Here is a 21,456-nt window from a genome sequence, read left to right on the forward strand (position 1 = left end):
TACACAAGAACGAATTGGTCGGGATTGTTTCCGATAAACGGAAGAGCGGGCCGTCGGCGCCCTGCGGGCCACCAACGGTCCCGTCTGCCGGTCAGCGCCCCCCGCCAAGCTGCCCCAGCAGGACGCGCACGGCGGCATCGAGCTGGGAATCCGCCCCCGTAACGTGCTCGCCCATGGGCCGGGTGACGGGGACATCCACCCGCCGCGGCACCAATTCCATGTTCTTCCCCTCGTCGTCGTCCACGCGAATGAAGGGCAGGCGCAGCGACGTGCCGTCCACCAGCGTGATGTTCGACGTGTAGATGATCCAGCCGGCGGTGGGTTCGCCCACCACCTTCCCCAGCCCCAGCACCCGGTAGCCCTGGGTGAAGTCCTCGCCGTCGGAGAGCGTGTGCTGGTTCACCACGAGGACCGTGGGGCGCTCGAGCGCACGCTGCCCCAGCTGGTTCCGCGCCGGAGCCGTTACCGACCCCCGGGTGGTCATGGACATGTACGGGCGCCGCGCGAACACATCCAACGCGTAGGCGTTCACGAAGCCGCCGTTGTTGTTGCGCACATCGATCACCACCCCCTCGCGCCCCATGTTCTCGGCGTCGAGGTCGAAGTGCAGCCGCGCGAGTGACTGCTCGCCCATGTCGAACATGTGCACGTACCCCAGGCGGCCGTTCGACACCCGCGCCACGTACGCGCGCCGTTCCTCCACCCACTGGCGGTAGAGCAGCTCCTTCACGGTACCGGTGGTGGTGGGCTGCAGCGATACCGTGCGCGCGCCCGCGGGGCCGGCGAGCGTGAGGGTAACCTTGCGTCCCACCTGATTGGCCAGCAGGGAGTCCAGGTTGTCCGCGCGCGTGAGCGGCACACCGTCCACGGCCGTGAGCCGATCGCCGGGCGCTACCCCCGCCACGTCGGCCGGCCCGAGCTTCACCACTTCGGTCACGCGCAGCGCGCCGTCACGTTCGTACAGCTCGCGATCAAAGCGCACGCCAAGTCGCCCGGTGGGCGCGGGCGGCGCCGCCGCCGGCCCGCTCGCTCCACTGTGGGAGGCGTTGAGCTCGCCCACCATGAGCGACAGCAGTCGCCGGAACTCGTCGGGGGAGGTGGCGGCGCGCACGACCGGCTCGAACCGTTCCTTCACGGCGCTCCAGTCGACCCCGTGCATGGCGGGATCGTAGAACTGGTCGCGCTGCGTCGCCCATGCCTGCTCGAAGGCCACCTGCTTGTCTGCCACAAAGTCCACATCGAGCGATGCCGTCACGTTCACCGCGCGCGTGGCACCGCCGGCCACCGGCACGATGACCACTCGGCCCCCCTCCAGATACCAGAGCTCACGCGAATCGCTCGAGAACCCGATGAGCGACTTGGCGCCCGGTGTGGTGGTGAGCTGGCGCGGGGAGGCTGGCGCACGCGTGCCATCATCGAGCGCCCAGACGTAGAGATTGGGCTGGCCGCCACCAGCGCTGGTGAAGACGACGGTCTTGCCGTCGGGCGCCAACCAGGCGCGGCCAATGTCCATCCCGGGCTCGAGAACCTGCGCGCGCTCACGAATGCCTTCGAACACGATGCGCGTGGGGGTGGCCGTGGCCGGTGCGGCGGCGGGTACAGCCGCGTTGCGCGCGCCGTTCGAATCGCGCGGCGCGGGGGCGGGGGGCACCGCCGGCGGCCGCGCCGTGTCGCGCACCGGTACGCTGAACAGGTCGCGGAACCGGTCCTCACGGAACGACGGTGAACGCGGCACGAGATCGACGCGCACGAGGCGCGGCGGCTCCGTGCGCTGGCTGGTCACGAAGAGGAGGAACCGCCCGTCGGCACTCCAGTCCAGCGACCCGCTGTTGCTGCTGGCGAGAAAGCTCACCGCCCGCGCGTCGCCGCCGTTGGCCGGCACCACGTACACGTTGGTGAAGCCGCGCGGGCCACGCGACAGGTAGGCAATCCACTGCTGGTCGGGGCTCCATGCCACGGCGCGCCCGTCGTCGAAGGGCGCACGGTCGAAGATCCCCGTGGCCAGCCTGCGGTCGCCGGTGCCGTCGGCGTTCACCACGTGCAGCGCATTGCCGTCGCGCAGGTAGGCCACCCGCTTGCCGTCACGCGAAGGCGTGGGCTGCGACGCGTCACCGCTGCTGGTAAGTGCTCGCGACCGGTTGGCGGCCACATCGTGCACCATGACCTTGCCGCCGGTGGCGCTCCACGCCACGTACACCAGTTCCCGGTCGCCGTCGCGGCCACCGCGCAGCCAGCGCGGCTGCTTTTCGAGCGCGCCGGTGCTGGTCAACCGCGTGGCCTCGCCCCCTTCGCGCGCATCGCTGGCCCACAATTCGCCGCGCCCCACCAGCGCCAGCTTGCGGGCATCGGGGGAGAGGTCGGCGGTGAAGCCCTGCGACACCGTGACGCGCTCCACGCCGCGTGCGGCCGACACGCCGCGCAACGTCACGGCCACCGGCGCCGCCTCACGCGTGCGCACGTCGTAGCGCCACACGCCGAAATCGCGTTCGAACACGATGGCACTGCCGTCGTGGGCCATCTGCGGCCAGAGCACACGGCCGTTCGTGAAGTTGGTGAGCCGCGTGGCGGCGCCACTGCGCGCGGGACGCGCCCACAGGTTCTCCGGCCCTGTACGGTCGCTCATGTAGTACACGGTGCCACCGTCAGGGGACCACATGGGCCACAGATCCTTTGCGCCGCCCTCTTCCGACAGGCGTGTGTACGCGGGCGTACTCCCCGGGCGCACCAGCCACAGCTCCGCTTCGTCCAGGTGCGAGCGGCCACGCCGCCACCACTGGCCGCTGGCGGTACCGCGCGCCGATACCACCAGCGTGCTGCCGTCGGGTGACGGGGCACCGAAGAATTCGCTGGCATAGCGGTCGGCGGCCACGGGCATGGCCGTGCCACCGCTCGCCGAAACGCGGTAGACATCCTGCATGCCGGCGATGTCACCGGCATTGCTGTGGAAATACAGCCAGCGCCCGTCGCGCGACCACGCCGACACCGTTTCCGCGGCATCGTCGAAGGTGAGCCGCCGCAGGGCACCCGTGCGCAGGTTGACGGTGTAGACGTCCCCGTTGCCACTGCGCGTACTGGTGAACGCCACGCTCTGTCCGTCGGGCGAGTACAGCGGGCGACTCTCCGCCGCCGGGTGTGCCACCAGCAACCGCGCCTCGCCGCCGGCGGCCGGCACCGTCCACAGGTCGGCGCCACTCACGAACACGATTTCACGCGCGTCGGGCGACAGCGCCGGTTCGGCCAGCGCGGGGCGGGGCACGTCGTCGGCGCCGGCGCGCTGCGCCTCCGTTACGCGCCACGGTGCGGTGAGCAACAGCACGGCGCCGAGGAAACCACGGGCGGCGTGGCCGGAGAGCCGGCGCGCAGGGCGAACGGAAGGGAAAGACATCGTCAGGCACACTCGCGCGAGAGAGAGACGGCCGAGGCAGGGTCGCACCACCCAAACTTGCCCTCGCCTGCGTCAGCGTCTAGCTCTGCTTCATGAGCACCATGAACCGACGGCCCGGGCGCCGGAAGACACGGCCCCTGGAGATTGCCCTGCGCGCACGAGCGACATCGTGAGCCATACCGCCCATGTGGGCCCCGTGGAGCGCCTCCGCTTCACGTCGCTGGTCGAGCGCCACGAGGCCATCCTGTTCGACGCGTACGGCGTGCTGGTGAGCGCGGCGGGGGCGCTGCCGGGTGCCGCCGAGGCCATTGCCCACCTGGTGGCGCGCCGCCAGCGCTTCCTCGTGGTAACCAACGACGCGTCGCGTTCGCCCGAGCGGGCGTCGCGCCGTTTCTTGCGCCTGGGGATTCCGGTGCAGCCGGAGCATGTGCTGAGCTCGGGGATGCTCATTGCGCCGGCGCTCGAGGAGCATGCCATGCACGGGCGGCGCGTGGTGGTGCTGGGTACCGGCGATTCGGCGGCGTACGCGCGGCAGGCGGGGGCGATCGTGGTGGACCCCGATCCGGCCGACCCGGCCGACGCGGTGGTCATTGCCGATGAGGGCGGCTTCGAGACGCTGGGCACCCTCGATGCGACGCTCAGCATGATCCTCTCCGCCGTCGAACGCGGCCGTGCCCCCGTGCTGCTGCTCGCCAATCCCGACCTGGTCTATCCGTCGGCCAACGGCACCTTCGGCATCACGGCGGGCTCACTGGCCGGCATGGTGGAGCGGGCGCTCGCCTTGCTGCTGGGCAGCGGCGCGCCCCGCTTCGAGGTGCTGGGTAAGCCCGCCGTGCGCCACTTCGAAACGGCACTGGAGATGGTGGGCACGCGGCAGGCGGTCATGCTGGGCGATACGCTGCACACGGACATTGCCGGCGCTCACGGCGTGGGCATTGCCAGCGCGATCGTGCTTACGGGGGTGACCACGGCGGCGCAGGCCCAGGGCGCCGGCGCGCATTCGCCCACCTATCTGCTGGACGATCTGCGTTTCTGACACCACGGGGAGACGCACCGTGACCGTGCTGCGCGTTCCGCGGTGGGGTGTAGCTTAGGCGCATGGTACTCCTGGCCGACCTTCCGCTGTGGCGCGACGACACCCTTTCCCATTGGGTTCAGGCGCTCGCCACCTACGACCGTGCCATTGCCGCCCTGCCCAACGGCAAGCTGCCGGCGCACGATGCCTGGTACCGGCACGAGCTGCCGGCACTGGTGCACACGCGCGCGCCCATGCACGTGACGCACGACGAGATGGTGCGCATCACCGAGTGGAAGATGGCGCGCGGCGTCTGGCGCGCCCCCAACCTCGTGCTGGTGCGCAACAACCCTCCCGGTACCGTGGAAGCGGCCACGGCGAGTGCGTCGGCGTTACTCGACATGCCGGCCAAGGCGGTGGCGGCGGTGAGTGCGCTGCGCGGCGTGGGCCCGGCCACGGCGTCGGCGGTGCTGGCCATCATGGCGCCTGAGCGCTTCCCCTTCTTCGACGAAATCGTCACCGGCCAGGTGGCGCCGCACGTGGAGGGGATGGGGACCATCGCGTGGACGGCGCCGTACTACCGCAAGTATGTGGCGGCCCTGACGGCGCGCGCAGCGGCGCTGGGGAACGGCTGGCACGCCACCATGGTGGAGCGCGCACTCTGGGCACACGGCATACACGCCGGCGCGCGCGTATGAGTGATCGCCTGCATCACCTCGGCGCGACGGACACCGCCGATGCGGTGATCTGCGGCGCCGGCATTGCCGGCATTGCGGCGGCGCAGGCGCTGGCCGTTGGGCGTGGACTCGCGCGCGTGGTCATCGTGGATGACACGCCGCCACTCACGCTCACCAGCGACAAGAGTACCGAAGCCTATCGCAACTGGTGGCCTGGCCCCGACGACGCGATGGTGCGGCTCATGAACCGCAGCATCGACCTGCTGGAGGCGTGGGCCACGGCCAGCGACAACCGGTTCCTGCTCAATCGGCGCGGGTATGTGTATGCCACGGCGCGCGCCGAGCGGGCGGCGCAGTTCGAGGCCGATGCGGCGCTGGCGGCGTCACAGGGGGCCGGCGCGGTGCGCATCTATCGCTCGCTGCAGGAGGCGGCCACCTATCAGCCGTCGGCGCATCAGGGGTGGCAGGGGCACCCCACCGGCGCCGATCTCTTTCTCGACGCTGCGGCCATTCGCAAGCACTTCCCGTGGCTCTCGCCCGATATCTGCGCGGTGCTGCATGCGCGCCGGTGCGGCTGGTTCAGCGGGCAGCAGCTGGGGATGCTGCTGCTGGAACAGGCGCGCGAGGCCGGTGCATCACTGCTGGCAGGGCGCGTGACCGGCGTGCAGCAGGACGGGGGGCGGGTGACGGGGGTGCAGGTGGCCATGCCATCCGGAGTGACCCACACCATCAGCACGCCGGTGTTCGTGAATGCCGCGGGCCCGTACGCGAAGCAGGTGGCGGCACTGTGCGGGGTGGAGCTGCCGCTCTTCAGCGAGGCGCACTACAAGATTGCCATCGATGATGCACGGGGGGTGATCGACCGCAACACCGGTCTGGTCATTCTCGACGATGCGCAAACCCTCGAGTGGAACGAGGAGGAGCGTGCCGAGCTGGCGGCCGACGAGAGCACCCGCTGGCTCACCGAACCGTTGCCGGCGGGCATTCACTTGCGCCCCGAGGGGTATGGCCGCGCGCAGACGGTGCTCATGCTGTGGGACTATCACGGCGCGCACCGCTTCGACGACCCGGCGTTTCCGCTGCCGGAGGATGCGTTGTATCCCGAGGTGGTACTGCGCGGCATGACGCGGCTCGCGCCGGGGCTCTCGGCGTACCTGGAGCGGCTGCCGCACGCGTACATGGACGGTGGCTACTACACGAAGACCGTGGAGAATCGGCCGCTGGTGGGTCCCATGGGGCCAGGGGGTGCGTATGTGTGCGCGGCCTTTTCGGGCTTCGGGCTCATGGCCGCACCGGCGGCGGCGGAGCTGCTGGCGGCGCAGGTCACCGGTGCCTCGCGCCCGGAGTACGAGCGGGCATTTCTGCCGTCGCGTTACGACGATGCGGCGTACTGCGCGCAGGTGGCGCAGTGGGGAAGCACCGGGCAGCTGTAGCTCGTGCGGTCAGCCCGTACCACCGCGCGACGCCGGCCTCCATTTCTCCGCGACTCCGATTCTCCCGCCATCAGGTCGACATCGTGGCCGGGTGAACTGACACTGGGAGAAACGGAGAACGGGAGGCGCCGCTCACGGGAATACGGTTCCGGTTCGTCAGCGCCGAGCTGCCCAACGGGTCTCGAGGGTCCGCCACGCGGCCAGCCGCTCGCGGGCAGCGGCGCGCATGGACTCGGTCGGCGGCGTGTCGCTGTCCTGCAGGGCGTCCATCGCGGTCTGATGCGTCCCGGCCACGGCGCCGTAGGCGGTCACGAACTCGGTGAGCCCGGCCTCACGCGCCTGGGCCACGCGGGTGCGCGCCAGCAGCATGGCGTCGTAGAGCGCCACGCTCAGGTCATGCTGCTCCTGCAGGGCGGCGCGCGCCGTCTTCACGCGCGGGTCCATGCGCACGGTGAGCGGCTGCGTCAGCACGGTGCCGTCGACCGTCAGCCGCACCGTGTAGCGGCCGGGCATGACCCAGGGGCCTTCGGGCTCGCACTTGGTGTTGTACGGCGTGGCCGAAATGGGGAGGGCGCAGCCGTCGGTGGGGCGTGCGTAGTGCAGGTCCCAGGTGAAGCGCTGCAGCCCGGCCCGCGTACCGGGAGCGGCGGCGGGACGGAACCAGTACCAGGGCGCGTTGCCCGCGTCGGCCGGGGGCGGCACGGGATCGCTGCTCGCATAGCGGCGCAGCACCCGCCCGCGTGCATCGAGCAGCTCGATGGTGACCGCGGCCGCGTCGCGCGCCAGCCAGTAATCGATCATGGCACCGTCAGGCGGGTTCTCGGCACGTGGTTCGTCCGGCGGCACCGGCGTGTCGGTATACATGCTGTAGCGCACCCGCGTGGCCACGGCGGGCGCAAAGAGCACGGCCGGGGTGGCGGCGGTGGCGGCGCTGAACTGCCGCAGTGCCGTGACGTTGTCGAGAATCCAGAAGCCACGCCCGTGCGTGGCCACCGCGAGATCGTCGTCCTTCACGATGAGATCGCGAATGGAAATGACCGGCATGTTGCGCTTGAGCGGCTGCCAGCTGTCGCCGTCGTTGCCCGACACCCACACCATGTGCTCGGTGCCCGCGTAGAGCAGGCCGCGACGCTTCGGATCCTCGCGAATCACGTTGGTGGGCGCATCGGTGTCCATGCCGTCCGTGATCTCGGTCCACGTGGCCCCACCATCACGCGTGCGATAGAGATGCGGGCGGAGGTCGTCGAGACGGAACGTGTTCACCGCCGCATAGGCGGTGTTGGCGTCGAAGTGCGAGGCGTCCATGATGGACACCTTCCACCACGGCCCGAGCTGCGGTGGCGTGACGTCGCGCCAGTTCTTGCCGCCGTTGCGCGTCACGTGAATGAGCCCGTCGTCGGTGCCCACCCAGATCGTGTTCGAGTCCACTGGGCTGGGCGCGATGGTGTACACCACCCCGCGCCGCGTGGGCTTCGCGCTGGGCGTGTCGCGATAGATGCCCACACTGGCGGGCACCGCCCACGTGTCCCGTGACAGATCGTCGCTGAGTCGCGTCCAGCTCTGCCCGCCGTTCACCGTCTGCCAGAGCACGTTCGTGCCGTAGTACAGCTTGCGCGGGTTGGTGGGCGAAAAGAGGATGGGCATCGTGCGGATGCCGCGGAAGAAATCGGGGCCACTGCCGGCGGCGCCGCGCCCGCGGCCGGCGTTGGGGCTCACATTCTGCGTCTGCCCCGTGCGGCGGTCGAAGCGGGTGACCGTGCCACCGAAGTACACGTGGGGATCGAGCGGATCGGGGGCCACGTAGCTGTATTCGCTCGCGCCCACCGGCCGCCAGTCACGGTACGTGATGCTGCCGTCGTTGCTGCGGCTGGGCACGCACGCCGAGCCCGACTCCTGCTGCCCGCCGCACACCTGATAGGGCCAGTTGTAGTCGGCGGTGACGTGATAGAACTGCGCCGTGGGCTGGTTGTACCACGAGCTCCACGTGGTGCCGCCATTCACCGTGATGATGGCACCCTGGTCGGCCACCATGAGCATGACGTCGGGGGTGGTGGGGTTGATCCAGAGACGCTGATAGTCGTCGCCGCCCGGTGCGCCGCGGAAGCTCTTCCACGTGGCGCCGCCGTCGGTGCTCTTCCACGCCACCACGTTCATGGAGTACACGACGTCGGGATTGCGCGGATCCACCGTGATGGCAGCGAAGTCGTCGCCACGACCGAAGATGCGCGCATCGGTGGTGGTGCGTCGCCAGGTGGCCCCGGCATCGTCGCTGCGGTAGATGCCGCTCTTGTCACCGGCGGTGGCGGTCACGTACAGCACGCGCGGGTTGCTCGGCGCAATGCCGATCCCGAATCGCCCGAGCCCGTCGGCGGTGGTGGGCAGCCCGCCCGCGAGTGGTGTCCACGTGGCGCCGCCATCGGTGCTCTTGAAGAGCCCCGAGTTCTTCCCGCTCCACGCCGCGTTCTCCCACGGCCCCTGGCGCGCTTCCCAGAGCACCGCGTACACCGTGTTGGGATCGTCAGGCGACAGCACGACATCGGCGCCGCCGGTGTTCTCGTCCTTGTACAGCACCCGCTCGAACGACCGCCCGCCGTTCACCGACCGGTAGATGCCGCGCTCGCTGTTGGGGCCATAAGGATGCCCCAGTACGGCCACGAACAGGCGATCGGGGTTGACGGGATCGACGGCAATGCGCGGAATCTGCTGACCGTCGCGCAACCCCAGTCGCGTCCACGTACGCCCGGCGTCGGCCGACCGGTACATGCCGTTCCCTACCGAGAGATCGGGGCGCTGCAGCCCTTCGCCACTCCCCACGTACACGATGTTCGGGTCCGACGGGGCAACCTCCACGGCGCCAATGGAGCCGGTCGGTTGGTCGTCCATGATGGGGTTCCATGTGCGCCCGTAGTCGGTGGTCTTCCACACGCCGCCATTGGTCACGGCCATGTAGAACACATTCGGCTGCTGCGGCACGCCCACGGCGCTCTTGGTGCGCCCCGCCCGGAAGGGGCCGATGTGACGCCAGGTGAGGGCGTGCATGGCGTTCGTCGGGAGTGCTGGTTGGGCGTCGGCGAGTGAGCTGAGGCCGAACAGCAAGGCCGCGGCAAGCGGATGGTAGGCGCGCATCGTGGTGGGCGTGCGAGGGGAGTGTGGGGGGTGATACTGACAGCGGCCCCGTTCAGCGTCGGGGGTCGTGCGTAGAGGGTTGTGGGTGGGTGTTTCGACGATCCACCAACCCACAACGCTTCACCCACGACCCCTTACGCTGAACGGGGCCGCTGTCAGTCGAACAACAGGCGCTTCCGGCGGCGTCTGAACTGCAGTGGCGTTACTGCCCCGTCGTCGCCGGCTTGTTGATCTCCGGCAGCACCGCCGCCACCTGCTTCATCTCCGCCGGGGTGCCGATGGAGATGCGCGCCCACGTGTTGTACGGCGGGAACGCGCGCCCGATCATGAAGCCCTTCGCGAGCATCGCGGCCTGCACCTTCTCCACCGGCATGCCGGTGTCGAAGAACACGAAGTTGGTGTGCGACGTGGTCATGCGACGGCCGAGGCTCTTGATGGCCGTGTGCATGATGGTGCGCCCTTCGGCGTTGCGGTCGCGGCACATGGTCTGGTACGCGGTGTCCTGGATGGACGCCGCCGCCGCGCGGGCACCGAACACGCCGGGGAAGCTGGTGACACACGGCTGCAGGCGCGCAATGATGTCGGGGCGCGCGATGGCGAAGCCGGTGCGCAGCCCCGCGAGACCGTGAATCTTGGACGCGGTGCGCGAGATGATGACGTTCTCACCGGCCTTCACGAGATCGATCATGCTGGTGTAGCCGGGGTCGGTCACGAAGTCGTGGTAGGCCTCGTCGACCAGCGTGACCGCCTTGCGGGAGGCGTTGCTCACGAAGCTGCGCAGCTTGGTGGCATCGGTGAGCGTGCCGGTGGGGTTGTTGGGGTTGCAGACGAACACGAGGTCCACCGCCTGCACGAGACGCGTGTTCATCGCCTCGAGGTCGTGCGCCAGATCGCCGTCGAGCGCCACCTTGTGCACGCGCGCCCCCATGGACTCGGCGTAGCGCGGCAACCCTTCGTAGGTGGGCCACGGCGTGAGCACATCGCCGCCGCGCATGGCATAGGCGAGCGCCACAATGGAGAGCACGTCGCCCGAGCCGGCGGTGACGAGCACGTACTCCTCGGGCACGCCGACCTGCTGCGCGAAGACCTTGCGCAGCGCGGGCACGGCGTTGGCGTTGTACCAGGCGTGCTCCTTCCACATGTCCATGATCGCCTGCTTCGCCGAGGGCGCCATGCCGTACGGATTCTCGTTCGAGGCCAGGCGGAGCGGGCCGTCGGCGCGGCGCATCGCTTCGATTTCGCGCTCGAGGGCGAGGAAGCCCTGCCAGGTGGTCTGGCCGTTGACGACGGACTCGGCGGCGGGCGCCTCGAGGGCCGGCAGCAGTGACGGCGAGAGCGACTGCGTGGCGATGGCGCCGCCGGCGACGAGACCGGACGACTTGAGCCACTGGCGGCGGGAGAACGGGCGATCGGCGGACGTGGACACGGGCGTACCTCGGGGGCGAAGGTCGGCGGACTTCCCGGGGCGGACGGGACGGGCAACGATAGCGCCAAATGGTACGAAGCGCACGACCTTGTCCCAAACCCGGTCAGTGCGACGAATGCAAGAGGGTGTCCGGCGGTCCCGGCGCCGTGCTTTCCGGCGTGTCGGAGAGGTGCTCCTGCACAATGCGCCAGCGGCCGTTCTGCCGGCGCCAGAGCATCGTCCACGCGCCGCTCACCACGTGCGGGGTGTTGCGGGGGGTCAGGTGCGGAATGCGATAGGTGAGGGTGACCACCGCCGCATCGCGGGTGATGAGGTCGACATAGGTCGAGCCCAGTTCGAAGCGTGGCTCGCGCATGTTCTGCCCCACCCGTTCCCAGAAGCCCCGAATCTCCCCGGCGAGGGTGTCGCGCGTGGTCGTCACCCTCCCCGCCACCGCCGAGATCACCCGCCCGCTGTCCGGGTAGAGCGCCAGCAGTCGCGCCGGTGCCTCCGGGTGTCGCAGATCGTAGGCCTGCGTCACCAGGGCGGTGAGCGTATCGGCAATGGCCGTGCGCTCCGCCGCCGTCAGGCGTTCCGGACTCTGGCACGCCGTGGTGAGCGAGAACATGCCAGCCAACGCTGCGGTCAGGGCCAGGCGTAGTGGCTGTCGGCTCCAGGGCAGGCGCAGAGAGCCGCAACGGCGCGCGGCGCGGCAGAAGGCGGGCATCGGAGGCTGGGACGAGCGGGGGGAGGTCATTCTCGGGAAAAGGACAGGGTGCGAGGCGGACTGTCCACCGGAGCGGACGCGCCATCCCGCCTCCGCGCTCTGCGTCCCTCTCAAACACGGCGAATGCCGGGATGGTCCAGCAATTGCTCTTCTCAACGCCGACGGCGGGCGTCCGGCGGGTGCCGGGTGCTGGAGCCGGGGACGCGTCGGGTACGCGGAGGATCGGTGCACATGGCGACGAGTGGCGCACGCAGGGCGCTGGTGGCGGGGCTCACCGTAGCGGGGCTGCTGGGGTGCGGCGGTACCGAGACGGGTACCATGACGGCCGATCTCGAGCGTGATCTCGATCTGGCCGTGCGGGCGCGCCGGCCGCAGACGGTCGTGGTGTCGGCATTGGAAGGGGGGCCACGTGGCGCCCCCAGCGGCGCCGAACGCGGACAACGGGACGTCGTGGCCACGCCTCGTCGCGCTCCGCGTGCCGCGCCGCAGGCGCTGCCCGAGGAGGTTCCGACGGTCGCGGAACCCGAGAACAGCACCGCACCGGTCGTGGCTGACGAGGCCGCCACCGTGGACGCCCCCGCGCCAGTGCCCGAGGCGGCACCGGACGCGCCGGCGCCCGAACCCGCGCCCATGCCGGTGACCCGCGGCCCGTCTGCGGGTCACGACGGTGAGGCGAGCGTGGAGGAAGGGCAGGGGCGCGGTCGCCGTGGCAGCGGCCTGGGCACCCTCATTGGCGTGATCATTCGCGGCGGTGCCGCCGGCATCGACAACTGCGAGGAGCACGACCGGCGTCGGGCGGGGCGTCGGCGCGGCGGTACCAACGGCGGTATGGGTGGGTATGGCGGCGACATCATCATGGCCGGCGGCGGGGTTCTGGGTGGGGTCATGGGCGGGGTGATTGCCAACGGGGGCGGTATCCGTCGTCCCACGTTCCCGCGCTGACGACACGCTCCGCGCGTCGACGTACGCAGACCGCCGCCGCTCGGCAGCGAATCCCTCGGGTGGCCGTGGCGGTGTCGCAACCGCCGTGGGCACCCGTGGTGCTTGCCGGTCACTCCGCCGCTCCGCTAGCGTTCCGCGGGTGACCACCCATTACGACCAGCTGGGAGGCGACGCCGGCATTCGCGTGCTCGTGGACCGCTTCTACGACCTCATGGACACCGCGCCCGAGGCGGCCAACATCCGCACGCTGCACGCGCGCAACCTCAAGGTGTCGCGTGAGAAGCTCTACAAGTTCATGAGCGGGTGGACCGGCGGACCGCCGCTGTACGTGGAGGAGTACGGACACCCGCGGCTGCGCATGCGCCATTTCCCCTTCGCCATCGGCGCGCGCGAGCGCGACGAATGGCTCTGGTGCATGGATCGCGCCCTGGCGGAGCACGAGGCCCCCGAGGAGCTGAAAACGTTCCTGCGCGAGCGGCTGCAGCAGCTTGCCGATCACATGCGCAACCAACCGGGCTGATCATGCGCATTGTCGGCGGAAAATTCGGCGGCCGCACCCTCACGTCGCCCAACGACTTCCGGGTGCGCCCCACTGCCGAGGAGGTGCGCGTGCACATGATGAAGCTGCTGCGCAACGACCTCGAAGGGGCGCGCGTGCTCGACCTGTTCGCGGGCACGGGCGCGCTGGGGCTCGAAGCCCTGTCGCGCGGCGCCAAGTATGTGGACTTCGTGGAGTTCCGGCCGGCGAGCCTGCACGCCCTGCAGGCCAACATCAAGGCGTTGCGCGTGACGGAGAAGACGCGCGTCTACAAGAAGGACGCGCTCCCCTTCGCGGACACCCTGCCCCCCGATCGGTACGACGTGGCCTTCGCCGACCCGCCGTACGAATCGCGCATGCTCGACCGGCTCATCGAACGGTGGCAGCGTGCGCCATGGTCGCGTATCCTCGTGGCGGAGCACGCCACCACGCACCAGCTGCCTCGTGCCGCGTCGCACGCGCGCTTCGAGGAAACCGCCATCTCCGTGTACCGGGCCGTCGCCGACAAGGCGCCGGCCTCCCGCCCGCCGCTCCCTCCCCCGGCTTCCCTCACCAGGCCATGACTCCTTCGCTTCGTTGCTCTGCTGCCACCGCGCTCCTGCTGGTGGCCTCGCTGTCGCCGGCCGGCTCCCTCGCCGCGCAGCCGGCCACCACGCCATCCGCGCGCTGGGCCGAGCAGGCGAAGCGGGTGACCATCATGCGCGATCAGTACGGCGTGGCGCATGTGTACGGCAAGACCGACGCCGACGCGGTGTTCGGCATGGTGTACGCGCAGGCCGAGGACGACTTTCCGCGCGTCGAGACCAACTACATCAACGCGCTCGGGCGGCTCGCCGAAGTGGAGGGCGAACGCGAAATCTGGCGCGACCTGCGCATGAAGCTCTTCATCGACACGCTCGAGCTCAAGAAGCAGTTCGCGGTGAGTCCGGCCCCCATGAAGGCGCTCATGACGGCGTGGGCCGATGCGCTCAACTACTTCCTCGCCACGCATCCGCAGGTGAAGCCGCGGCTGCTCACGCGCTACGAACCGTGGATGGCGCTGTCGTTCAGCGAAGGGTCGATTGGCGGGGATATCGAGAGCGTGAACCTGCGCGCGCTCGAGCAGTTCTACGGCCCGCGCGCCGGTAGCCCCGCGACGCCACCCCGCGACGAGGAGCGTGACGCCCCGTCACCCTTCGGCGCCGAACCGGGCGGCTCCAACGGCTTTGCCGTTGCGCCGCAGAACACCGTGAACGGCCACGCGCTGCTCATGATCAATCCGCACACGAGCTTCTACTTCCGCCCCGAGATCCACATGGTGAGCGAGGAAGGGCTCAATGCCTACGGCGCCGTGACGTGGGGGCAGTTCTTCATCTACCAGGGCTTCAACGAACGCCTCGGCTGGATGCACACCTCCGGTGGCGGCGACGTGATCGACGAGTATCTCGAAACGGTGACCCCCAAGGGCCAGGGGTTCACGTACCGCTACGGTACGGGCAATCGCAGCGTCGTGGCCAAGCGCATCCGGCTGCCCTACAAGACCGCCACCGGCATGGCCGAGAAGGTGGTGACGGCGTATTTCACGCACCACGGACCGGTCATTCGTGAACAGGGGGGCAAGTGGGTGGCGGTGAAGATGATGAACAACCCGCTCGAGGCCATTCAGCAGAGCTACGGACGCACCAAGGCCAGCACGTTCGACGAGTTCAAGCAGGTCATGACGCTGCGCACGAATTCGTCCAACAACACCGTGTACGCCGATGCCGACGGCGTGATTGCGTACTTCCACGGCAACTTCATTCCGAAGCGTGATCCCAAGATCGACTTCACGAAGCCGGTGGACGGCAGTGATCCGGCCACTGAATGGCAGGGGCTGCACACGCTCGACGAGATGATCCTGCTCAAGACCCCGGCCAACGGCTGGCTGATGAACACGAACAACTGGCCCTTCACCGCCGCAGGGCCGAACAGCCCGAAGATCGGCGACTGGCCGGTGTACATGTCGGCGCAGCGTGAGGACAACCCGCGCGGGGTGCACGCCGTACGCGTGCTGCAGAACCGCAAGGACTTCACCCTCGACGGCCTCATTGCCGCCGCCTACGACAGCTACCTGCCGGCCATGGAGCAGCTGGTGCCGCCGGTGCTGGCGGCGTTCGACGCACTCCCCGCCGGCGACCCGTTGCGCCGCCGCCTCGCGGTGCCGGTGCGCACGCTGCGCAGCTGGGATTACCGCTTCGGCGTGGCCAGCGTGGCCATGACGCTGGCCAATGCGTATGGCGAAGACGTGACGCAGAGGGCCAGCGGCCCCGCGCGGCAGGCGGGAGTGCCGACGCTCGAGTTCGTGGCCACGCGCGCCGACGGGGCGCTCGTGCTGGGCGCCCTTGCCCAAGCCGTGGAACGCCTCGAGCGCGACTTCGGGTCGTGGCAAATGCCGTGGGGCGACGTGAACCGTTTTCAGCGGCTGAGCGGCGACATTGGCGCCGGCTTCGACGACAGCAAGCCGAGCCTCCCCGTGCCTTTCGCCTCGGCCAACTGGGGGTCCCTGGCGGCGTACGGGCAGACCGGCGTGCGCACCACGAAGAAGTACTACGGCAACCGCGGCAACAGCTTCGTGGCAGCGGTGGAGTTTGGCCCACGGGTACGCGCCAGGAGTGTGCTCGCCGGCGGCGTGAACGCGGACCCGGCATCGCCCTACTTCTTCAATCAGGGCGAGCGCTACGCCACGGGACAGTTCAAGGACGTGAGCTTCTACCGCGCCGACGTGGAGAAGCACGCCGTGCGCACGTATCAGCCCGGGCAGTGACGCGCCCGTGAGCGGCGATTCCGAGTCTCTCCCGGCGGCCGCCGTCGATTTCGGGGCCAGCAACACCGACGTGGTGATCCACGACGGGGCCACCGTGCGGCATTGGCGTGTGCCCAGCGAAGGACATCCCAGCGATGATCGGGTGCGCGCGGTGCTTGCCCACGGCGGCGTGACGCCGGCCGATGTGCGGTGGATTGCCGTGACTGGCGGCAACCGCACGACGCTGTCGGCCACACTCGAGGGCCGCCCGGTGCATCAGGTGGCCGAGGTTCAGGCCATTGGGCGTGGCGGTCTGGCGCTGACCGGGCTCGAGCGGGCGGCGGTGGCCAGCGCCGGCTCCGGCACCGCCGTGGTGGCCGCCGGCCCCGACGAGTTTCGCCACATCAGTGGCACGGGGGTGGGCGGCGGGACCCTGGTGGGGCTGGCGCGGCTGCTCGTGGGCACCGTCGACCCGCGGGAAATCGATGCGCTCGCCCAGGCGGGTAGCGACACGGCTCTCAACCTCACCATTGGTGAGATTCTGGGGCAGGCCATCGGTTCGCTTCCCCCCGAGACGACGGCGGTGAACTTCGGCCGGGTGGCGCGTCACACGGTGGAGGCCTCACGTCAGGATACGGCAGCGGCACTCGTGAACATGGTGGGGCAGGTCATCGCGGTCATTGCCATCAACGCCGCGCGCGCCCAGCAGCTCACCGACACCGTCATTGTGGGGCACCTCACCGATCTGCCCAGCGTGCGACGGACGTTCGAGCTGGTGGGCCAGTACTATCACGCTGCCATTCACATTCCCGAGGGCGGCGGAAAGGCCACGGCGCTGGGAGCGCTGCTCACGGTGCGGGAGCAACGCCGGGAGCCGTGATCGGTCCAGGCTGAGACTGGAGGTTGACCACGGAATACGCGAACCCGGCGGATCGTACGGGAACGCCAGTGCGCGCGGGCCGTGTCTCTCCGTGAGATTCCGCGTGCTCCGTGGTGCTGCTTCCCCTCTCGGATCTTCCCCTGGACTACTGGCGTGCCGGACACAGCGCTTTCAGCGCCAGCGCGGGCACACTGCCCGGAACCGGTGCCGCATAGCCCGGGATCTTCACGATCTTCTCGCTGGCAACCCTGGTGAACTTCGCATCGCCGTAGTAGCGGTTCTCCTTCACCGCCACCGTCCCCTCGGCGCAACGTACCGCGACCACGGTACGCGAGCCGAACCACTCGCCACCGGGCGCCTTGGCGGGCTTGGCAAAGGTGGTGCGCAGGGTGGCCGTGATTTCGGTGGGCAGGCGTTTCACCGACCGTGTTTCGAGGGTCACGGCATTGTTGCCCGCGAGGCTGCCGACGGGCTTGAGCGCCTGTGCGGCAAGCGGAGTCGGTACGGCGGCGAGGGCGCCGCCGACGGCGGCGGCAAGCAGGCGGGAGTGAAGGCAGCGCCGAGGCATGGAGAACCGGTGGATGGCCAGCGTGAAGGCGAGATGCTACGATGAAGGCCGGATCGACATTCGGCAATCAGGCAACGGCTTCTGCTACGGTCGTGCCGGCTGACGAAACGGCACTCTCCTTTCCCGAACCCCAACCATGCCCTCAGCTGCTCATGCCCTCCCCGTGGTACGCCGGCTGGTAACGGCCGGCGTGATCGCCACCACCATGGCCCTCGCGCCGCGCGCGGTCCGGGCCCAACTCGCCCCGTCCTCCGCCGGTGATGCCAAGGCCGTCATGGCGGTTATCGCCCGACTGTTCGACGGCATGCGCGCAGGGGACTCGAGCATGGTGCGCTCGGTGTTCGACCCGCGCGTACGCATGATCACCGTGTCCATGCGCAACGGCGCGCGGCAGACCACGCTGGAGCAAGGCGCCGACGGCTTCGCCAAGGCCGTGGGGACTCCGCACCCGGAGGCGTGGGACGAGCGCATCGCCAACGAGCGCATCGCCATCGACGGCGATCTGGCCTCGGTGTGGGTGGACTACGGCTTCTTCGTTGGCGCGAAGTTCTCACACTGCGGCGTGGATCATTTCCTGCTGGTGCGTGGTGGCAGCGGCGCCTGGAGTATTCTCGAGCTTGCCGATACCCGTCGCACTACCGGGTGCGAACAGTGGCAGAAGGCGCGGTGACGCATCGGGGATGACCGGGGGATCGCAAGCCTGCCTCAGGGGCGCAGCTGGTCGTCCAGCCAATTGGTGCGGGCGGTCAGCCATTCCTGCATGGCCGCCATCTCACCGTTGTAGCTGCCGGTGACCACGCGGTTGGGCCACACCCAGCTGTCGAGGATGGGCCAGCGTTCGAAGTTGCGACGCTGCTCCACACTCATGTAATCCCACCGGGCGAGCATCGCCTGTCGCCAACTGGCGAACGTGCCGTCGTTGCGGATCTGCTGCCAGCGCAGCTTCACGCGCTGCACGAATGCCGGATCCTGCCACAGGCGGGCGAACCATGGTGCCGAGCGAATCTGCCAGCCGGCAACGGCGTCGGCACCGCCGTAGTTCACGTTCCCCAGCGTGATGTCGAAGTCCCACAGCGGTCCGAAGTACAGCTTCCCGCCGCGCGGCTTGGTGAGGAACGTGCTGCGGCGCAGGTTGCCGTCCACGTTCTTCACCAGTTCGTTGACGAGGAAGTAATCCACCGCCGAGGGCACGTCGATGTAGGCGGCATAGCCGGTGACCGGATCGGCGAACGACGGCCCGTACAGCGCGTTCTCGAGATCGGCGAAGTAGCCGGTGATGTATCGTTGCTGCCGCTCCCACCCCGGCTGGCGCAGCGTCTCCGGGCTCTTGGCGCACACCGGCATCCGCACGCGTGGGGTGTTCCAGCAGAAGTCCTCGCCATACAGTTCGTCCACCTCGAGCAGGTAGCCCCCGGTGATGGCCGCCGCCGACGTGTCGGCGATGCGTACCTCGGGGATGTTCACGCGGCTGGCGTCAATGCGGATGTGCTCCGTCAGCTGGTAGACGCCCTCGTACCGGCCGTTGAGTTGCAGGTGCACGAACCGCGACCGCGGCACGTAGGTCCATCCCATCCGCTGCGCGAGATCGAAGACCAGATCGTTGCGCAGCAAGGTCTTGTCGGCGTAGTTCGCCAGCAGCGCCCAATGACGATTGCTGGGCATGCCGAGCAGCTCGGCCCCCGTGGTGAGCCGCAGGCGATACGGCTTCTTGGGCATCGACCACGTGGAGTTGCCACGTCCGCGCACCTCGAGGCTGCCGTCTCGCAACAGCGCCGAGTCGGGCCCAATGAGCCGCCATGTGCCGCCCACGTACGTTTCGCGCGAGGTGATGGGCGCGCCGCCGGTGGTGACGATCTGCATGGTGGGAAAGCGCCCCACCTCCACCACGGGCGGCGGGGGCAGCGCCGGCGGTGCAGTGGGTGTATCGGCGTTGCGGCAACCAACCAGCAGCAGGACGAGCGCCAACGTGGCAGCGCGGCGGCCCTGCGCTCGGGATGAGGCCGGCGTCATGGCGGCACGCGACCGCCACGTACGTGATGGCGCGGCGGACGAGGCCGGCGCACTACCGGTTGCACGTCGGCATGGTGGGATCCGGTCCGGCGATGGCCGGTTTGTTGGGGCGGTTGGCCACCGCGCCCATGACGCTGTGCACGAAGCGTCCCAGACGCGCGGTGTGATCGTAGTCGATGTAGCGCGGCTCATCCGTATGTTGGTGGTAGTCCACGGCATAACCCAGCGACATGTACACCACCGGGATGTCCTTGCGCACGTAGTTCACCTGGTCACTGCGGCAGAACCGATTGAGCGGATTCGCAGGCACATCCCAGCTCTTGTCGATGGCCATGGGCTCCGGACTGTTGGCATTCACGGAGTCGATGATGTCGCCGAACTCCCGTGACAGACGGCGCGCTCCCAGCATCTGCACCGAATTGGGGCCGCCGTACTTCACCTGCCAGTTTCGTCCCTTTCCCACCATGTCCATGTTGTGCGCCGCGACGATCTGCGACAACGGGATGGTGGGGTGGTCGGTGAACCAGCGCGAGCCGAGCAGCCCGCCTTCCTCGCCCTGATGCGAAATGAACACGAGGGACCGCCCGGTTTTTTCCCGCGCGAACTTTTCGGCGAGTTCCAGCAGCACCACCGTGCCCGACCCGTCATCGTCGGCGCCGTTCATGATGCTGTCGCGGCGCACGGGGCGAATGCGGCGGGCGCGGGCGATGAGCGAGTCGATTTTGCGCTGCTGCTCGGCCGTGGGGGTGCACACCGGGTCATTCGAGCCCTGCCGGCGCACCACCATGTTGTACGCCCGCACGGAATCGTGGTCCACCACCACCGGATTCACGCCCACATGATCGTTGTGCGCACCAACCAGCACATACTCGCCGGCCAGCTTGGGGTCGCTGCCGGGGAGCACGGCAATGACATTGCGCGCCGGGTACGGTGAGAGACGCCACGCGTGCCGGAAATCGGCCGAAATGGGGGCACCGGTATCGCCCACCCGCAGGGCGCTCACCGGCTTGCCGAAGATCTGTTCGGCCACCGCGCGCGAAATGGTGGCCGCGGCCGGGGCATTGGCGTTGAGCGCCTGCGCCGGGCGCATGGACATGGGCTGCGCGAAGGCGGCGTCGATCTGCTGCGACGACAGGTCGTCGAGCCCGATCACGAGCACCCCCACGGCCCCCGCGCCCGTGGCTCGCGGATCGCGCAGCATGGTGGGCACCCCGCGACGTGGCGGCGGGGCACTGGGGTTCGCCCGCTGGCGTGCCTCCTCGGCAATGGCCGCATTCGCGCCGAACTTGTCGGGCACATCGGTGCAGCTCACGAAACTGGTGGGCGCCCCCACGCTGGCGGCGACCCGCTGCGAGGCCGGCGCCGCACTGAACACGATGACCTTGCCGCGCACCGCGTTCAGATCCATCATCGCGGTGGAGTCACCCCACTGGCCGGCGTAAATCGCCGGTACGCCGTCGATCTTCATGGTCGGGCCGAACCCGTTGAGCACGGACGGCACGGTGGGCACCCAATCCTTCTTCGTGGTCAGTGCGCGGCCGCCCACGGTGAGGCGCGCCGTGGCGGCGTCGAAGCCGCTGGGGCCGAAGGGCAGCGTCTGGAAGTAACTGCCACTGTCGCCGGCCGGCTTGAGGCCGAGGCGCTTGAACTCCCGCGCGATGTATTCGGTGCCCTTGTAGTTGCCCACTTCGCCCACGCGCCGACCCAGCATGGAGTCGTCGGCGAACTGATACAGCCGCGTCCGCAGGTCATTGGCGGTGATCGCCTGCTCCGTGGGGCGAGGGGCCCACGTGGCGGGGCCTTCATCGGACCAGACTCGCCCGGTCGTGCGCACGCTGGTTGCTTTCGTGGCGGCATGATCCTGAGCGGGGAGCGGCAGGCCGGCGGCCAGGATGAGCAGCAGGACCGAGGTGAGGGAACGTGTGGAGTGCACGTGATGGCTCGGGGAGCGGGGAGCAGGGGGGCAGGGAGCCGAAGGCCAGGCGCAGG

16 protein-coding genes are annotated in these 21,456 nt (G+C 69.3%); 9 read left to right on the forward strand and 7 right to left on the reverse strand.

Annotation, left to right across the window (positions count from 1 at the left end; all coding sequences use genetic code 11):
* Positions 1-91 precede the first annotated feature (91 nt).
* On the reverse strand, positions 92-3,385 hold the full coding sequence (locus LW840_RS15310) for a S41 family peptidase (RefSeq protein ID WP_291273557.1): 3,294 nt from the start codon (positions 3,383-3,385) through the stop codon (positions 92-94).
* Between the two features lie 169 nt (positions 3,386-3,554).
* Between LW840_RS15310 and LW840_RS15315 the strand changes: the two genes are divergently transcribed.
* The 3 genes from LW840_RS15315 to LW840_RS15325 all read left to right on the forward strand — a co-directional run bounded on the left by LW840_RS15315 (position 3,555) and on the right by LW840_RS15325 (position 6,510).
* Positions 3,555-4,421, forward strand: coding sequence for an HAD hydrolase-like protein (locus LW840_RS15315; RefSeq protein WP_291277306.1), 867 nt, complete (start codon positions 3,555-3,557; stop codon positions 4,419-4,421).
* A 62-nt stretch (positions 4,422-4,483) separates the two neighbouring features.
* The gene (locus LW840_RS15320) at positions 4,484-5,098 is read left to right on the forward strand and encodes a hypothetical protein (protein WP_291273555.1); all 615 of its coding nucleotides are present in this window, start codon (positions 4,484-4,486) and stop codon (positions 5,096-5,098) included.
* Entirely contained in the window at positions 5,095-6,510 is a 1,416-nt protein-coding gene (locus LW840_RS15325) for an FAD-dependent oxidoreductase (protein ID WP_291260112.1), read from the forward strand. Before LW840_RS15320 ends, LW840_RS15325 begins: the two co-directional genes overlap by 4 nt.
* A 156-nt stretch (positions 6,511-6,666) precedes the next feature.
* On the opposite strand, the gene LW840_RS15330 is transcribed toward LW840_RS15325, so the two are convergent.
* From LW840_RS15330 to LW840_RS15340, 3 genes are all read right to left on the reverse strand, one after another.
* Positions 6,667-9,636 carry a glycosyl hydrolase gene (locus tag LW840_RS15330; protein ID WP_291277307.1) on the reverse strand — a complete coding sequence of 990 codons (2,970 nt, stop codon included), beginning with the start codon at positions 9,634-9,636 and terminating at the stop codon, positions 6,667-6,669.
* A 202-nt stretch (positions 9,637-9,838) separates the two neighbouring features.
* A complete protein-coding gene (locus LW840_RS15335) occupies positions 9,839-11,062 on the reverse strand; it encodes a histidinol-phosphate transaminase (RefSeq protein WP_291277308.1) in 1,224 nt (407 codons plus the stop codon).
* 103 nt (positions 11,063-11,165) lie between these two features.
* A complete protein-coding gene (locus LW840_RS15340) occupies positions 11,166-11,669 on the reverse strand; it encodes a nuclear transport factor 2 family protein (RefSeq protein ID WP_291266505.1) in 504 nt (167 codons plus the stop codon).
* Positions 11,670-11,999: 330 nt separating this feature from the next.
* On the opposite strand from LW840_RS15340, the gene LW840_RS15345 reads away from it, so the two are divergent.
* The 5 genes from LW840_RS15345 (at position 12,000) to LW840_RS15365 (ending at position 16,889) form a co-directional block, all read left to right on the forward strand.
* A complete protein-coding gene (locus LW840_RS15345) occupies positions 12,000-12,710 on the forward strand; it encodes a hypothetical protein (RefSeq protein WP_291277309.1) in 711 nt (236 codons plus the stop codon).
* 139 nt (positions 12,711-12,849) lie between these two features.
* A complete protein-coding gene (locus LW840_RS15350; protein WP_291266503.1) occupies positions 12,850-13,230 on the forward strand; it encodes a group II truncated hemoglobin in 381 nt (126 codons plus the stop codon).
* A gap of 2 nt (positions 13,231-13,232) precedes the next feature.
* Positions 13,233-13,811, forward strand: a complete 579-nt coding sequence (locus LW840_RS15355) for an RsmD family RNA methyltransferase (protein WP_291266502.1) — start codon at positions 13,233-13,235, stop codon at positions 13,809-13,811.
* Positions 13,808-16,030, forward strand: a complete 2,223-nt coding sequence (locus LW840_RS15360) for a penicillin acylase family protein (protein ID WP_291266501.1) — start codon at positions 13,808-13,810, stop codon at positions 16,028-16,030. Before LW840_RS15355 ends, LW840_RS15360 begins: the two co-directional genes overlap by 4 nt.
* A 7-nt stretch (positions 16,031-16,037) precedes the next feature.
* Positions 16,038-16,889, forward strand: coding sequence for a hypothetical protein (locus tag LW840_RS15365; protein ID WP_291266500.1), 852 nt, complete (start codon positions 16,038-16,040; stop codon positions 16,887-16,889).
* 145 nt (positions 16,890-17,034) lie between these two features.
* On the opposite strand, the gene LW840_RS15370 is transcribed toward LW840_RS15365, so the two are convergent.
* The gene (locus tag LW840_RS15370) at positions 17,035-17,457 is read right to left on the reverse strand and encodes a hypothetical protein (protein WP_291266499.1); all 423 of its coding nucleotides are present in this window, start codon (positions 17,455-17,457) and stop codon (positions 17,035-17,037) included.
* A gap of 136 nt (positions 17,458-17,593) precedes the next feature.
* Between LW840_RS15370 and LW840_RS15375 the strand changes: the two genes are divergently transcribed.
* The gene (locus LW840_RS15375; protein ID WP_291266498.1) at positions 17,594-18,127 is read left to right on the forward strand and encodes a nuclear transport factor 2 family protein; all 534 of its coding nucleotides are present in this window, start codon (positions 17,594-17,596) and stop codon (positions 18,125-18,127) included.
* 35 nt (positions 18,128-18,162) lie between these two features.
* Here the strand turns inward: LW840_RS15375 and LW840_RS15380 are convergent, their stop codons facing one another.
* Both LW840_RS15380 and LW840_RS15385 read right to left on the reverse strand, forming a co-directional pair.
* Entirely contained in the window at positions 18,163-19,467 is a 1,305-nt protein-coding gene (locus LW840_RS15380) for a CotH kinase family protein (protein ID WP_291277310.1), read from the reverse strand.
* A gap of 52 nt (positions 19,468-19,519) precedes the next feature.
* Positions 19,520-21,400 carry a M28 family peptidase gene (locus tag LW840_RS15385; protein ID WP_291277311.1) on the reverse strand — a complete coding sequence of 627 codons (1,881 nt, stop codon included), beginning with the start codon at positions 21,398-21,400 and terminating at the stop codon, positions 19,520-19,522.
* Between the last annotated feature and the right edge of the window lie 56 nt (positions 21,401-21,456).

The sequence above is a fragment of the Gemmatimonas sp. genome, from assembly GCF_021298855.1.
Taxonomy (GTDB): domain Bacteria; phylum Gemmatimonadota; class Gemmatimonadetes; order Gemmatimonadales; family Gemmatimonadaceae; genus Gemmatimonas.

Excerpts from the sequence above, each read along its gene's own strand:
- LW840_RS15310 (WP_291273557.1), bottom strand. The coding sequence starts at position 3,385 with ATGTCTTTCCCTTCCGTTCGCCCTGCGCGCCGGCTCTCCGGCCACGCC.
- LW840_RS15320 (WP_291273555.1), top strand. The coding sequence starts at position 4,484 with ATGGTACTCCTGGCCGACCTTCCGCTGTGGCGCGACGACACCCTTTCC.
- LW840_RS15325 (WP_291260112.1), top strand. The coding sequence starts at position 5,095 with ATGAGTGATCGCCTGCATCACCTCGGCGCGACGGACACCGCCGATGCG.
- LW840_RS15330 (WP_291277307.1), bottom strand. The coding sequence starts at position 9,636 with ATGCGCGCCTACCATCCGCTTGCCGCGGCCTTGCTGTTCGGCCTCAGC.
- LW840_RS15340 (WP_291266505.1), bottom strand. The coding sequence starts at position 11,669 with ATGTTCTCGCTCACCACGGCGTGCCAGAGTCCGGAACGCCTGACGGCG.
- LW840_RS15345 (WP_291277309.1), top strand. The coding sequence starts at position 12,000 with ATGGCGACGAGTGGCGCACGCAGGGCGCTGGTGGCGGGGCTCACCGTA.
- LW840_RS15355 (WP_291266502.1), top strand. The coding sequence starts at position 13,233 with ATGCGCATTGTCGGCGGAAAATTCGGCGGCCGCACCCTCACGTCGCCC.
- LW840_RS15360 (WP_291266501.1), top strand. The coding sequence starts at position 13,808 with ATGACTCCTTCGCTTCGTTGCTCTGCTGCCACCGCGCTCCTGCTGGTG.
- LW840_RS15370 (WP_291266499.1), bottom strand. The coding sequence starts at position 17,457 with ATGCCTCGGCGCTGCCTTCACTCCCGCCTGCTTGCCGCCGCCGTCGGC.
- LW840_RS15375 (WP_291266498.1), top strand. The coding sequence starts at position 17,594 with ATGCCCTCAGCTGCTCATGCCCTCCCCGTGGTACGCCGGCTGGTAACG.
- LW840_RS15380 (WP_291277310.1), bottom strand. The coding sequence starts at position 19,467 with ATGACGCCGGCCTCATCCCGAGCGCAGGGCCGCCGCGCTGCCACGTTG.